This is a genomic window from Mycolicibacterium sediminis, assembly GCF_010731735.1.
Lineage (GTDB): Bacteria > Actinomycetota > Actinomycetes > Mycobacteriales > Mycobacteriaceae > Mycobacterium > Mycobacterium sediminis.
Genome location: NZ_AP022588.1, coordinates 5,473,834 through 5,487,341, shown reverse-complemented (window position 1 = coordinate 5,487,341; position 13,508 = coordinate 5,473,834). Strand labels below are relative to the sequence as shown.

Genomic DNA, 13,508 nt, shown 5'->3' with positions numbered 1-13,508 from the left:
CGGGCGGCGACGCCGCGTGGCACTGCTTTGAATCACCCCGAACCGAAGCGGCTCCCGTCGCAGGCACAATGGTGGTGATGACGATGAACGAGAAGCGCAGGCGCGCGCACGACAAGCTCGCCGCGCTGCCGGGTGTCCACTCGGTACGACGGCCGGTGGGTGACGGGCGCGACTTCGACCTGTTCTACGCCCGCACCGGTGACGAGTCGGCCCACCCGATCGTGGTGGTCCCGGGCGGCCCGGGCGCCGCGTCGGTGGCGCTGTACCGGGCGATGCGCACCAGGTGGGCGGCCAGGGGACTGGACGTCATCATGCTGGAGCACCGTGGCGTGGGGATGTCGCGCCACGACGACGACGGCGCCGACCTCCCTGCCGGTGCCCTCACCATCGAGGCGGTGGTCGACGACGTCGCCGCCGTCCTCGACGACGCCGGGGTGGCGACCGCCACGGTCTACGGCACGTCGTACGGCACCTACCTGGCCGCGGGTGTCGGGGTCCGCCATCCCGAGCGTGTCCACGCGATGGTCCTCGACTCGCCTCTGCTGTCGGCCGACGACGTCGACGAGGTGCGCGCGGCCATCCGACGCGTGCTGTGGGACGGGGCCGAGCCCGGGACGTCGGACGTGGCCGACAAGATGCGGCGCCTTGTCGACGAGGGCGTGTTGCACGCCACCGACACCCAGATCGCCGCGGACCTGTACGGCTACGCGGGGCCGGACGTGCTGCGGCGCCAGCTCGACCTACTGCTCACCGGTCACGACTGGCTTTGGGGCGCCGTGGGTTTCGGCACCCGGTTCATGTTCGAACGCAAGACGCCATACCACCACGAACCGGATCTCGTCGGCAGGATCGGGTACCGCGAACTGAACTACGGCGCCGTCCCGGACGGGCGTCCCCTGGATCCCGCCGTCGCGCTCCGCGAACTCGCCTCCGGCGACCCGGACTTCGTCGCCGAGCCGTTCGACCTCATCGCCGCGATGCCCGGCTTCACGTGGCCGACGGTCGTCGTCTCCGGTGGCCGCGACCTGACCACGCCGCCGTCGGTGGCCCATCGCATCGCGTCGCTGATCCCCGACGCCGTGTTGGTCGAACTGCCCGGTGCGGGGCACAGCGTGCTCGACGCGAAGGAACCCGCGGCCCTGGAGATCGCACTGGCCGTCGACGCGGGCCGTGCCGACGAGTTACCCGACCGCGCAGCGGAACTCGACGCGCAAGCGGGATCGCTGGCGTTCCGACTCCTGAAGTGGGGCATCGGCGCCGCAGCGGTCGCGGAGTCGGTGGTGCCGGCAGCGGTGCCGCGGGCGGTCCGCAGCGTCACCGCTACTTCGTGAAGCCGATCGCGGTGTACTCGACGTCGGACAGGCCCGCGGCGCCGAAGTTCGCGAGGTTGCTCCGCACGGCCACGTTGCCGGGCGATTGCGTCAACGGCAGGCTGAAGCCCTCCGCCCAGATCAACTGGTCCAATTCATTGGCCAGCACGCGAGCCTTGGCGGGATCGAGTTCCTCCAGCGTCTGCTCGATCTTGGCGTCGATCTCGGGGCTGCCGATCTTGCCGAAGTTGCTCTCACCGGTGGACAGATAGATCTGCGTCAGACCGGACAGCGGGAAGGCGTCGGCACCCCAGGCGAACTGGCCGAGATCGAAGTTGCCGACGGTGATGTACTGGCTGAAGAACCCGTTGCCACCCTTGGCCTGCAGGTCGAGCTTCACACCGATCTGCGCCAGGTTGTTCTGCGCGATCTGCGCCACCTGTCGGGTCGTCGAGGCGTCGTAGAAGATGTCGCGGATGACGAGCTGGCGGCCGTCCTTCTCGCGGAACTGGCCGTTCATCTTCCAGCCGAGGGCGTCGAGTTCCCGCTTGGCGGCCTCGGGGTCGAAGGCGACGACGGCGCTGTTGTCCTGGTAGCCCTCCTGGCCCGCGACGTAGATGTGGTTGTTCAGTGGCACCGGATTGTCGGCGAGACCCCGCTGCGTGACGCTGGCGATCGTCTGACGGTCGATGCCCTTCGAGACCGCCACGCGCAGCGCCTTGTCGGCCAGGATCGAGCCCGGCGCGCCGTTGAAGGTGAAGTGATACCACTGGGTGGCGGGCGCCCGCCGCAGCGCGATCCCGGGGGTGCGCTGCGCGATGGTCACCTCGTCGAGGCTCGCGAGGCCGGTGGCGTCCAGGGCGTTGCTCTGCAGCGCCGGGATTCGGGCGGCGTCGTCGAGAACGCTGTAGTTGATGCTGTCGAGCCGAGGCTGCGTGCCCCACCACTTCGGATTGCGCGTCAACGTGATTCGCTGTGCCGTGCGGTCGATGTTCGAGATGATGAACGGCCCGGCCGACGGCGGCGGGGCGTTGAGGAAGCCCTTGTTGAACGCTTCGGGGGTCGCGGTGACGGACTTCGGGTAGAGGATGCCGTTGCCGGCGAAGATGCCCTTCCAGTCCGCGTAGGGCTTGGCGAAGGTCATGATCGCCTGCCGGTCGTCGACGCCGCGCCTCACGCTGCCGACCCGGTCGGCACCGTTCGGCGAGGCGATCGCGAAGGCCTTGTCCTTCCCGCTCGTCGCATCGACCTGGGACTTGATGTCCTCCCACGTGATCGGCGTCCCGTCGCTCCACGTCGCCTTGGGATTGATCGTGTAGGTGACCACCTGCGGATTGGTGCCGGTGAGCTCGACGCTGGTGAAGTAGTCGGTGTTGACCGTCGCCGATCCGTCCGCTGCGATGCGGAACGCCCGCGGCATCGTCGGCTTGGCCAAGGCGTAGTTGTCGCCGGTGTTGCCGTCGATGTGCAGCGTGTTGAAGTTCTCCGGGAACGCCGTCAGCGCCAGCCGCAACGCGCCACCGTCCTGCAGGGTCGCGGGGTCCTGCGGGTTCATGTCGTTCGTGCTGCCGACCTGGGCGTCGCCGCCGGCCGATGGCGGGGCCTGCTCCCCGCTGGAACAGGAGGTGAGGAACAGTCCGGCCACCACGAGGAGGCCGGCAAGGCGTCGGAACGTCATGCGGACCGACTCTAATGGTGCCGCGCGTGGACGCGCCGCAGGCCATGGTCCGGGCCGCCGTGCGAGCCGACCGCCACGACTCCTCGCCATCCGAACACCCTCCTCACCGCCGTACGTGCGAGTACGGCGAGATTTCGGCCGTTTCCCCGCCGTACCCGCACGTACGGCGGGGCGTGTCGGTGACAGGAGCGACACTGCCGCCATGGGGGAACCGGTCATCGGTACGGAGGTCGTCGCATCGGGTCGGATGACGCGGCACCGACTGCGCTCCGACTACGTCGCACTGCATCCCGACGTCTACCTGCCGCGAGGCGTCCGGCCGACCGCGGTGATCCGTGCGCGGGCTGCGTGGTTGTGGTCGGGCCGCCAGGGCGTCCTCGCGGGCCGGTCGGCGTCGGCGATGCACGGGACGAAGTGGGTAGACGACGCCGCGCCCGCGCAGCTGCTTCATCCCAATCGTCGTCCGCCGCGGGGGATCGACACCTGGTCCGATCGCCATCGGCCCGACGAGGTGGTGACGATCGGTGGGATTCCGGTGACCTCGCCGGCGAGGACCGCCCTCGACCTCGCGTGCCGGCTTCCGGTCGACGCCGCAGTCGCCGCGATCGACGCATTGGCCAATGCGACCCGCCTCGACCTGGCCGAGGTGCATGAGCTGGCACGACGATATGCGGGTCGGCGGGCAATCGTCCGGGCTCGGGAGACCCTCGATCTGGTCGACGCCGGCTCGGAGTCTCCGCAGGAGACCCGGCTGCGACTGCTGTACGTGCGGGCGGGTTTCCCCCGACCCGAGACGCAGATCCCCGTCCGCGACGAGTGGGGACAACTGGTCGCCGTCCTCGACATGGGGTGGCGTGACGTGCTCGTCGCCGCCGATTACGAGGGAGAGCACCACCGCCTGACGGCTCGACGGTTCAACCGGGACATCCGGCGACACGAATCGGTGACGGCGCTCGGTTGGGACGACGTGCGGATCACGATGGACGACACCGACGCCACCATCATCGAGCGCACCCGGCGGGCGTTCGAGCGCCACGGCGTCCCCACCCCGTGGTTGTCTCTGCGCCTCGCCGCCTGAGTCCGGTTCTCGTACGTGCGAGTACGGCGGGATTTCGGCCGATTCTCCGCCGTACTCGCACGTACGGCAGGCAGTCGAGGACCGAGAGGTGACCCGAGCACCCCTCAGATCTGCGGCACCGCCGACAGCAACCGGCGGGTGTACTCGTGCTGGGGGTCGGCGAACACCGAGTCGGCGTCTCCGCCCTCGACGATGACGCCGTCGTGCATCACCACGACGCGATCGGCGAGGTGCTTGACCACCGACAGGTCGTGCGAGACGAACAGGTAGGACAGGCCGAAGCGCTCCTGCAGGTCGAGCAGCAGATTGATGATGCCCGCCTGGATGGACACGTCGAGCGCGGACACGGGTTCGTCGAGGGCGAGGATCTTGGGCTGCAGCGCGAGCGCGCGGGCGATGCCGATGCGCTGCTTCTGCCCGCCCGAGAATTCGGCTGGGTAGCGGCTGGCGTCGTCGCGCCGCATTCCCACCAGGGTGAGCAGCTCGGACACCCGCTCGTCGATGCCCGCCTTGTCGAACCCGTTGGCGCTCAGTGGTTCGGAGAGGACGTCGAACACGGGCAGCCGGGGGTCGAGGGAGGCTACCGGGTCCTGGAACACGACCTGAAGGTCGCCGCGCAGCGCACGCCGGCCCCGCCGGTCCAGGGACGCGACGTCGTGGCCGAGGACCTCGATCGAACCGCCCTGTGGCGCCGTGAGTTCCAGGATCTGGTGCAGCGTCGTCGACTTGCCGGAGCCGGACTCGCCGACGATGCCGACCGTCTGCCCCTGACGGAGGTCGAAGCTGATCCCGTCGACGGCGCGCACCTCGCCGACCGTGCGCTTGAACACCACGCCCTTCGTCAGGTCGTAGGTCTTCACCAGGTCGGTCACCCGCAGGACGACGGGGGCGTCGGGGTCCGGTGCCGCGTCGGTCGGGGAGGTGGACACGCCGTACACCTCGCCTGCGGTGCGGCCGGCGACGTGTTCGGTGCGGATGCACGCCGCGGTGTGGTCGGGCCCGACCGGGATCAGTGGTGGCTCGGCGGCGAGGCAGTCGTCGATCGCCAGCGGGCAGCGGGGCGCGAACGGGCAGCCGCCGGGTAGCGCCGCCATCGACGGCGGCGCACCGGGGATGGGCACCAGTCGAGCGCCCTGCGGGGCATCGAGTCGCGGCACCGAGCCGAGGAGGCCGACGGTGTAGGGCATCATCCGGTCGCGGACGATGTCGGCGACCGGCGCCGTCTCCACCGCGCGGCCCGCGTACATCACCAGTGCGCGGTCGGCGAACTCGGACACCACGCCCAGGTCGTGGGTGATGATCAGCACGCCTGCCCCGGTGACGTCGCGGGCGGTGCGCAGCACGTCGAGGATCTGCGCCTGCACCGTGACGTCGAGCGCGGTGGTGGGTTCGTCGCAGATGATCAGGTCCGGGTCGTTGGCGATCGCGATCGCGATGACGACGCGTTGCCGCTCACCGCCCGACAGTTCGTGGGGGAACGCGCGGGCCCGTCGGTCCGGTTGGGAGATGCCCACCAGCTCGAGCAGTTCGACCGCCCGGGCGCGGGCGGCCGCGCGGCCGAGGTCGCGCTGGTGGATGCGTAGCGCCTCGGCGATCTGGTCGCCGACGGTGTACACCGGGGTCAGCGCCGACATCGGGTCCTGGAACACGGTGCCGACGACGCGCCCGCGGATGCGGGACAGGGCGACGTCGTCGAGGCCGATCAGTTCGTCGCCGTGCAGCCTGACCGACCCGCTGACGTCGGCGAACTCGGGCAGCAGCCCGATCACGGCCATCGCCGTCGCGGACTTCCCGGCGCCGGACTCGCCGACGAGCGCGACCACCTCGCCCGGGCCGACGTCGAACGACATGCCACGCACCGCGGCGACGTCGGGGCCGTCGGTGGGGAAGGTGACCGTCAGATCGGTCACCGATAGCAGCTCGCTCACGGGCGCCTCCGACGCCGCAGGGTCCGCGAACTCGGGTCGAGCGCGTCGCGTAGCCCGTCGCCGATGACGTTCGCGCACATGACGATCAGCACCAGGATTCCGGCCGGGAACAGGAACAGCCACGGGAACGTCAGCGCCGACGGGGTGCCGTCGCTGATCAGCGTGCCCAGCGAGACGTCGGGCGGCTGGATGCCGAACCCGAGGAAGCTCAGTCCGGTCTCCGCCAGGATCGCCACGCCCACGTTGAGAGCGGTGTCGATGATGATGATCGACGCGACGTTGGGCAGCACGTGCCGCACGATGATCCGCCGGTTCGATACGCCCATATACCTTGCCGCCGTTACGAACTCGCGTTCCCGCAGGCTCATCGTCAGGCCGCGGACGATGCGGGCGCTGATCATCCAGCTGAAGGCGGCGAGCAGCAGGATCAGCCAGAGGACCGTGTCGCCGCCCCGGGTACGCGGGGTGATGATGAGGATCAGGATGAAACTGGGCACGACCAGCAGCAGGTCCACCACCCACATCGCCACGCGGTCCCGCCAGCCGCCGAAGTAGCCGGCGATCGCGCCGACCGTGGCGGCGATGACGGTCGACACGAACGCGACGCAGACGCCGATCAGCAGCGACTTCTGCATGCCGCGCAGCGTGAGTGCCAGCAGATCCTGCCCGAGCGAATTGGTCCCGAACCAGTGGCTGGTGCTCGGCGGCTGCTGCAGCGACAGGTAGTCGAGATCGGTGTAGCTCCAGGGCAGCAGCGGCGGTAGGGCGTAGCAGCCGACGAAGAGGATGACGAGCACCGCCATCGCCCCGACTGCCAGGCGGATCCGCAGGAACCGGCGCGTCGTCAGCGTGCGCCGGGAGGCGAACCCGGCCGCCTCGATTCCCGATTGGGCGGTCGACGACGCCTGCGTGGTCACCGGTTCGTCGCTCACGACCGCACCCTCACCCTCGGATCCAGCGCTGCATAGATGACGTCGGACAGCAGGCCGGCCAGCAGCACGGTCGTGCCGGTGAACACGGTGATCGCGGCGACGATGTTCGTGTCCTGGGTCGCGATGCCCTGCACGGCCCACTCACCCATGCCGTGCCAGCCGAAGATCTTCTCGACGAAGACCGCGCCGGTGACGAGGCCACCGACGCTGTACGCGAACAGCGTCGCCATCGGGATCAGCGCGGTCCGCAGGCCGTGCCGCAGCAGCGCCTGGCGTCTGGTCAGTCCCTTGGCCCGTGCGGTGCGGATGAAGTCCTGCCCCAGCACGTCCAACATCGCGCTGCGCTGGTAGCGGCTGTATCCCGCGATCGAGAACAGCGCCAGCGTGACCGACGGCAGCACGAGGTGCTGCACGCGGTCGACGAAGCCGTTCCACAGACCCGGGGACACGGTCGTCGACGTCTCCCCGATGTAGGAGAACAGCTGCACCCCCAGGGCGGTGTTGATGGAGTTCGCCGGCAACATGAGCAGCGTCGCGAGGACGAAGGTCGGCGTACTGATCAACAGCAGCGACAGCACGGTGATGAGTCGGTCGGAGAACCGGTACTGCCGCACCGCGCCCCACGCGCCGACCACCACCCCGATCACGGTGCCGAGCACCGACCCGATGACGACGAGGCGCAGGCTCACCCCGATGCGGCGCCACATGTCGTCGGACACCGGCTGGCCCGTGATCGTGGTGCCGAAGTCTCCGCGGACCGCGCCGGCGACCCAGTGTCCGTACCGCTCGAGCACGGGCTTGTCGAGGTTGAGTTCGACGGCCTTGGCGTCGATGACCGCCTGCGGGGGACGCGGGTTGCGGCTCTCCAGATTCTCCAGCGGGTTGAACGCCCACGCCGTGAGGCAGAACGTCAGGAACGACGCGAGCATCAGCAGCACCGCGTAGTTCACGAGTCGACGAGCCAGGAATCGCGTCACGTCGCGCCCACCGGAACTCGCATGCGGCAAGGGTAGGAGATCGTCGGGCCGTCGGCCCTCCGGTACCGGTTCGGGCGCGCCCGCGGTGTCCGAGAACTAGCAGTGCGGTCACAGCGGGCTCGCAGTTCGAGCGAGTTCACTCGAGGCCGAGTCGCACACCGCGGGCGGTAGTGCGACACGGAGCACGATCTCTCGAAGGTGACGAACGATGTCCAACGACACCCGTAGGCACGTGAAGGCATGCGCGGCGATCATCGGCGGAAGCGCGCTGATCGCGATCGGCGCCATCAGCGCCGCGACGGTCCCGGCGAGCGGACCCGATCTCGCGAAGAGCACCACGATGTCGATCGGTGCGACGAGCACCGAGACCACGCCGGCCAACGCACCGGCGGTGGCGGAGGCACGACCGAAGATCAAGGGGCCGGCCCCTCTCCCGTCCGAGGAGGAGTCGGCCAAGTAACGCCATGTAACAGGCGACTGCCAGGTGTTTGGCAGTTCTCCCGATCGGTTACCCGACGCGTGAAGGGGTTCGACGGCCCTTCCACGACGTTTCGACCGACCGATTGGGAGTGATCCACGTGATGACCACGAAGGTGAAGACACTGACCGCGGCAATCGGTGCCGGCGCGCTGCTCGCGATGGGCGGGGTCACGATGGCGACCAGCGCCGCCGAGCCCGAGCCGGCTCCGCCCGGACCCGTGCAGCCGAGCATCACCACCTCCGAGGCGACGGTCGGGGAGACCGTCACCGAGACGACGCCGCCGCCGACGCCCACGACGTCGTCGGCCGAGCCCGAGATCAAGGGGCCCGCGCCGCTGCCGTCCGAACTCGAGGGCGTGCCGGGCTAATCAGCCGACGCCAGGGGAGGTCGCGCGGTCGGGTCGATGGACTCGATCACCGCGGCCTCCCCTTCGCGTGTCGCGGTCACCTCGACCTCGTCGCCGACGGACAGCGACGGTCCCGGAGCGCCGGTGGGCAGTGCGTACGTGGAGGTGAAGTCGTCGGCACTGCGAACCGTCACCGACGTCGGGGTCAGCGCGGTGAGGCGCCCCATCTGGGTCAGCCGAGTGACGACGCCTCCGGGCCCGTCGGTGACGGACTCACCGTGCAACAGCCAGCTGGACGATCGAGCGCCCTGACCCGGTCGATGGTCGAGACCGGCCGACGGGCCGCCCCGGGGCGGCCCCATCATCCGTGGGCCCTCGGCCGACGCCCCGTACACCGCCGCTCCACCGATTCCGGCAATCACCGCGGCGACTCCGACTGCTGCCAGCGTGCCGCGCACGCCCCACGTGTTCACGGACCCATCGTGCGCATCGTGGATGTGAGGACGCTGTGAGTGGCGTCGGGCGACACTGTGCGGGATTCTCACAGCCCACGCATAGATCCGGCACAGGGACGGCCCATCGGGACGGCGGATGATGGCTGCATGACCACCGGTTCCACTCACGACAAGGACGCCGGTCGCGTCGTCATGCGGCGCGCCGACGGCAGCCCCATCAACGTCCTCGTCGTGGACGACGAACCCGTCCTGGCGGAGCTGGTCTCCATGGCCCTGCGCTACGAGGGGTGGGAGATCACCACCGCGGGCGACGGCGCCACCGCCATCGCGGCTGCACGCGAGACACCGCCCGACGTCGTGGTGCTCGACGTGATGCTGCCCGACATGAGCGGCCTCGACGTCCTCGCGCACCTGCGCGCCCAGACACCCGGGCTACCACTGCTGCTACTCACCGCCAAGGACTCCGTCGAGGACCGCATCGCGGGCCTCACGGCGGGCGGCGACGACTACGTCACGAAGCCCTTCAGCATCGAGGAAGTGGTCCTGCGGTTGCGTGCGCTGCTGCGTCGTACGGGCGTCGCCGACGAGACGGGCGGCGCGCAGATCGTCGTCGGGGACCTCGTGCTCGATGAGGACAGCCACGAGGTGACCCGCGGCGGTGAGTCGATCACGTTGACCGCCACCGAGTTCGAGCTGCTGCGGTTCATGATGCGCAACGCCAAGCGGGTGCTGAGCAAGGCGCAGATCCTCGACCGCGTGTGGAGTTACGACTTCGGCGGCCGGTCGAACATCGTCGAGCTGTACGTCAGCTACCTGCGCAAGAAGATCGACAGCGGACGCGAGCCGATGATCCACACCCTGCGGGGAGCCGGGTATGTCCTCAAGCCCGTCCGCTAGCGGCTCCCGCACCCGCGTCCTCTCCCCGCGCACGTGGTCGCTGCGGGTCCGGCTGCTCGTCACTCAGATCGTGCTGCTCGCCACGGTGTGCGCTGCGATCGGCATCGGGACCGAATTGGCACTGCAGCGCTTCCTCAGCCACCAGCTCGACGAGCAACTGCTGGAAGCGGGGAGGCGCTCGGCGGCCATCTTCGACCTGCCCTTCCCGCCGCCGGACCTGCCGCTGGACAGGCGCTTCAATCCCGAGGCGGGTCCCGGCCCGGGCTTCCTCAACGCCCCCGGGCAAGCGGCCAGGACGGTCGGCGCCGTCGTCGAGACCGACGGCGCCGTCGATGCCGGCGTCATCACCACCGACGGCAGCCGCTCCGAGGTGAGCCCGACCGCCGCGGCCGAACTCGCCGCCGTCCCACCCACGCACACACCGCAGACCATCGTCCTCGACGGCCTGGGCCGCTACCGGGTCATCGGGCTGCACTCCCGGCACGGCGGTCAGACGATCGTCACCGGCTTGCCCACGGCCGTCATCGACGACACCGCGCTGTGGGTGCTCGGCATGTTCTGCGTCGTCGCGATCACCGCACTGCTCGCGGCGACGACCGCGGGGATCCTGGTCATCCGCCGCCAACTCGCACCGCTGTCGCGTGTCGCGTCGGCCGCACGCGACGTCGCCGACCTCGAACTCGACCGCGGCGAGGTCAGCCTGCCGACACCGATCGTGCGCGTCGACCCGGCGGGGGCGCACACGGAGGTGGGTCAGCTCGGGTCGGCGCTCAACCGGATGCTGGACCGCATCTCGGGGGCGTTGTCGGCGCGCCACGCCAGCGAGACGCGGGTGCGCCAGTTCGTCGCCGATGCCAGCCACGAGCTACGGACCCCGCTGGCCGCCATCCGCGGCTACACCGAACTGGCGCAACGCAAACGGGACGAACTGCCCGACGACGTCGCGCATGCGATGAGCCGCGTGCAGTCCGAGACGCTGCGCATGACGCAGCTCGTCGAGGACATGCTCCTGCTCGCGAGGCTCGACGCGGGCAGGCCGCTCGAACGCGAGAGCGTCGACCTGTCGCGGCTGGTGGTGGACACCGTCAGCGACGCGCACGTCGCGGGTCCCGACCACGCCTGGTCGATCGACCTCCCGGAGGAGCCGGTGCTGGTCCTCGGGGACGAGGCGCGGCTGCACCAGGTGCTCGCCAACCTCCTCGCCAACGCACGTACCCACACGCCGCCCGGCACCTCGGTCACGACGTCGCTCGCGGTCGACGCCGGCACGGTGGTCCTGCGCGTCGCGGACGACGGACCCGGCATCCCCGCGGGACTGCAGGGCGAGGTCTTCGAGCGGTTCGCCCGCGGCGACTCCTCGCGGTCCCGACGTGACGGCGGCACGGGGTTGGGTCTCGCGATCGTCGCGGCCGTGGTCAAGGCGCACGACGGCACGATCGAGGTGGACAGCGTCCCCGGCGCCACCGAGTTCGAGGTGAGGTTCCCCGACATTTCACAGGTGGCGCACAGCGGAGACAGATCGGGAGCCTAGGAGCGCCGACGAGACTCGGACGGGTGACAGCCGTACTGCCGCGCGCGGCGACACCCGAGGGCGCGACCGGAACCGAACCGACTCCGCACGGGTGGGAACGGCTCCGGTTCGGCCTGCTCCTCGCGGCGACGGCGGCACTGTACCTGTGGAATCTGGCGGCCAGCGGCTGGGCGAACGCGTTCTACTCCGCAGCCGCCCAGGCCGGTTCGACGAGCTGGACGGCCATGCTGTTCGGCTCGAGCGACGCGGGCAACGCCATCACCGTCGACAAGATCCCGGCGGCCCTGTGGGTCACGGACGTGTCCGTCCGGCTGTTCGGCCTCGGCTCGTGGAGCGTGCTGGTCCCGCAGGCGCTGATGGGCGTCGGAGCCGTCGCCGTCCTGTATGCGGCCGTGCGGCGTGCCGCCGGGCCGGGCGCCGCCCTGCTGGCCGGCGCCGTGTTCGCGCTGACGCCGGTCGCCGTCCTCATGTTCCGGTTCAACAACCCCGACGCCCTGCTGGTACTGATGCTTGTGATCGGCGCCTACTGCACACAGCGCGCGTGCGAGAAGGACGCCGGACGGTGGTGGCTCGTCGCCACCGGCGCCGTGGTCGGTGTGGCGTTCCTCGCGAAGATGCTGCAGGCCTTTCTCGTACTGCCCGCCTTCGCCGTCGCCTACCTCGTCACCGCCGCGGTGCCCTGGCGCAGCCGGCTGCTCCGGCTCGGCGCGGGCACGCTCGCACTGATCGCCTCCTCGGGCTGGTACCTGCTGCTCGTCGAGCTGTGGCCGGCGTCGGCCCGGCCCTACGTCGGTGGCTCACAGAACGACAGCATCGTCGAACTGGCCCTGGGCTACAACGGTCTCGGCCGGCTCACCGGGGACGAGGTGGGCGGCCTGGGCAACCTCGACTACGACGTCGGCTGGAGCCGGCTGGTGGGCAGCGGCATGGGCGCCTACGCCGGGTGGCTGCTCCCGACCGCCCTGGTGTGCCTCGCCGCCGGTCTGATCCTCGCGAGACGCGCGCCTAGAACCGACCCCGAGCGCGGTGCGCTGTTCCTCTGGGGTGGCTGGCTGGTCGTCACCGCCGCCGTGTTCAGCTTCGCCGGCGGCATCGTCCACTCGTACTACACCGTCGCCCTGGCACCGGCCATCGGAGCCGTGATCGGCATCGGCTCGATGGCACTGTGGCGCAATCGATCCGATGTGCGGGTGGCGAGTGCCATGGCGTCGACCGTGGCGGTGACGGTCGTGCTGGCCGCCGTGCTGCTGACCCGGCACGCGGACTGGCCGGCGTGGTCGGCTGTCGGCATCGCCGGCGTGGGCATCGGCGTGGGGGTGCTGCTCGTGGTGAACGCGCGACTGCCGCGTCGGGTGGCTCTCGCCGCCGCCGGTCTCGCCGTCGCCGCCTGCCTGACCGGGCCCGCCGCCTACTCCGTCGCGACCGCCGCCACCCCGCACAGCGGGGCGATCCCGTCGGTCGGACCGGGAAGCGGTGGCGGCCAATTCGGCGGCATGACCGGCTTCCTCGGCGCCCCCACGCCGGGTGCCGGTCTGACCGCCCTGCTGGCGCAGGATGCCGGCCAGTACCGCTGGGCCGCAGCGGTCGTCGGGTCCAACAACGCCGCCGGGTACCAGCTGGCGAGCCGGGCACCCGTGATGGCGGTCGGCGGATTCAACGGCACCGACCCCGCACCCACCCTGCCGGAGTTCCAACGATTCGTCGCGGACGGAGACGTGCACTACTTCATCCGCAGCCGCATGATGGGCGGGTTCGGCCGTCAGGCCACCGGCAGCCGCGAGGCCGCCGACGTCGCCGCGTGGGTCGAGTCGCACTACGCACCGATGATCGTCGACGACGTCGTGGTCTACGACCTCACCGCGCGGCCTGCCTCGTGATTCATAGCCGGCGCATAG

The 13,508-nt window shown here is 70.3% G+C and carries 12 protein-coding genes; 7 read left to right on the top strand and 5 right to left on the bottom strand.

All coding sequences use genetic code 11. The features are described 5' to 3' along the window. Positions 1-77: 77 nt before the first annotated feature. The gene (locus G6N64_RS26120; RefSeq protein WP_163800699.1) at positions 78-1,331 is read left to right on the top strand and encodes an alpha/beta fold hydrolase; all 1,254 of its coding nucleotides are present in this window, start codon (positions 78-80) and stop codon (positions 1,329-1,331) included. Here G6N64_RS26120 and G6N64_RS26115 read toward each other — a convergent pair. Further along, positions 1,321-2,988 (bottom strand): oligopeptide ABC transporter substrate-binding protein OppA, encoded by a 1,668-nt coding sequence (locus tag G6N64_RS26115; protein ID WP_163800698.1) that lies wholly within the window; start codon positions 2,986-2,988, stop codon positions 1,321-1,323. The genes G6N64_RS26120 and G6N64_RS26115 overlap by 11 nt on opposite strands. A 202-nt stretch (positions 2,989-3,190) precedes the next feature. Between G6N64_RS26115 and G6N64_RS26110 the strand changes: the two genes are divergently transcribed. Further along, a complete protein-coding gene (locus G6N64_RS26110) occupies positions 3,191-4,066 on the top strand; it encodes a type IV toxin-antitoxin system AbiEi family antitoxin (RefSeq protein WP_163800697.1) in 876 nt (291 codons plus the stop codon). Positions 4,067-4,170: 104 nt separating this feature from the next. Here the strand turns inward: G6N64_RS26110 and G6N64_RS26105 are convergent, their stop codons facing one another. Genes G6N64_RS26105 through G6N64_RS26095 form a run of 3 tightly spaced genes read right to left on the bottom strand, consistent with a single transcriptional unit; the run spans position 4,171 to position 7,903 of the window. After that, a complete protein-coding gene (locus tag G6N64_RS26105; protein WP_163800696.1) occupies positions 4,171-5,994 on the bottom strand; it encodes an oligopeptide ABC transporter ATP-binding protein OppD in 1,824 nt (607 codons plus the stop codon). Then, positions 5,991-6,911, bottom strand: a complete 921-nt coding sequence (locus G6N64_RS26100; protein ID WP_163802133.1) for an oligopeptide ABC transporter permease OppC — start codon at positions 6,909-6,911, stop codon at positions 5,991-5,993. The genes G6N64_RS26105 and G6N64_RS26100 overlap by 4 nt, the downstream gene beginning before the upstream one ends. Before the next feature lie 11 nt (positions 6,912-6,922). Further along, entirely contained in the window at positions 6,923-7,903 is a 981-nt protein-coding gene (locus G6N64_RS26095) for an oligopeptide ABC transporter permease OppB (RefSeq protein WP_163800695.1), read from the bottom strand. A gap of 208 nt (positions 7,904-8,111) precedes the next feature. Here G6N64_RS26095 and G6N64_RS26090 point away from each other — a divergent pair, with 208 nt between their 5' ends. Next, entirely contained in the window at positions 8,112-8,363 is a 252-nt protein-coding gene (locus G6N64_RS26090) for a hypothetical protein (protein ID WP_163800694.1), read from the top strand. A 121-nt stretch (positions 8,364-8,484) separates the two neighbouring features. Further along, complete coding sequence (locus G6N64_RS26085) at positions 8,485-8,751, top strand: hypothetical protein (protein ID WP_163800693.1); 267 nt, start codon at positions 8,485-8,487, stop codon at positions 8,749-8,751. On the opposite strand, the gene G6N64_RS26080 is transcribed toward G6N64_RS26085, so the two are convergent. Continuing rightward, positions 8,748-9,203: a hypothetical protein gene (locus G6N64_RS26080; RefSeq protein ID WP_246230808.1), complete on the bottom strand. Its 456-nt coding sequence runs from the start codon at positions 9,201-9,203 to the stop codon at positions 8,748-8,750. The genes G6N64_RS26085 and G6N64_RS26080 overlap by 4 nt on opposite strands. 174 nt (positions 9,204-9,377) lie before the next feature. Here G6N64_RS26080 and G6N64_RS26075 point away from each other — a divergent pair, with 174 nt between their 5' ends. The 3 genes from G6N64_RS26075 to G6N64_RS26065 are packed head-to-tail and all read left to right on the top strand — an operon-like array spanning position 9,378 to position 13,490. Further along, a complete protein-coding gene (locus G6N64_RS26075; RefSeq protein WP_163802131.1) occupies positions 9,378-10,082 on the top strand; it encodes a response regulator transcription factor in 705 nt (234 codons plus the stop codon). Continuing rightward, the gene (locus G6N64_RS26070; RefSeq protein WP_163800692.1) at positions 10,060-11,613 is read left to right on the top strand and encodes a sensor histidine kinase; all 1,554 of its coding nucleotides are present in this window, start codon (positions 10,060-10,062) and stop codon (positions 11,611-11,613) included. Before G6N64_RS26075 ends, G6N64_RS26070 begins: the two co-directional genes overlap by 23 nt. A 35-nt stretch (positions 11,614-11,648) precedes the next feature. Further along, positions 11,649-13,490: a glycosyltransferase family 39 protein gene (locus G6N64_RS26065; RefSeq protein WP_425487207.1), complete on the top strand. Its 1,842-nt coding sequence runs from the start codon at positions 11,649-11,651 to the stop codon at positions 13,488-13,490. Positions 13,491-13,508: the final 18 nt, after the last annotated feature.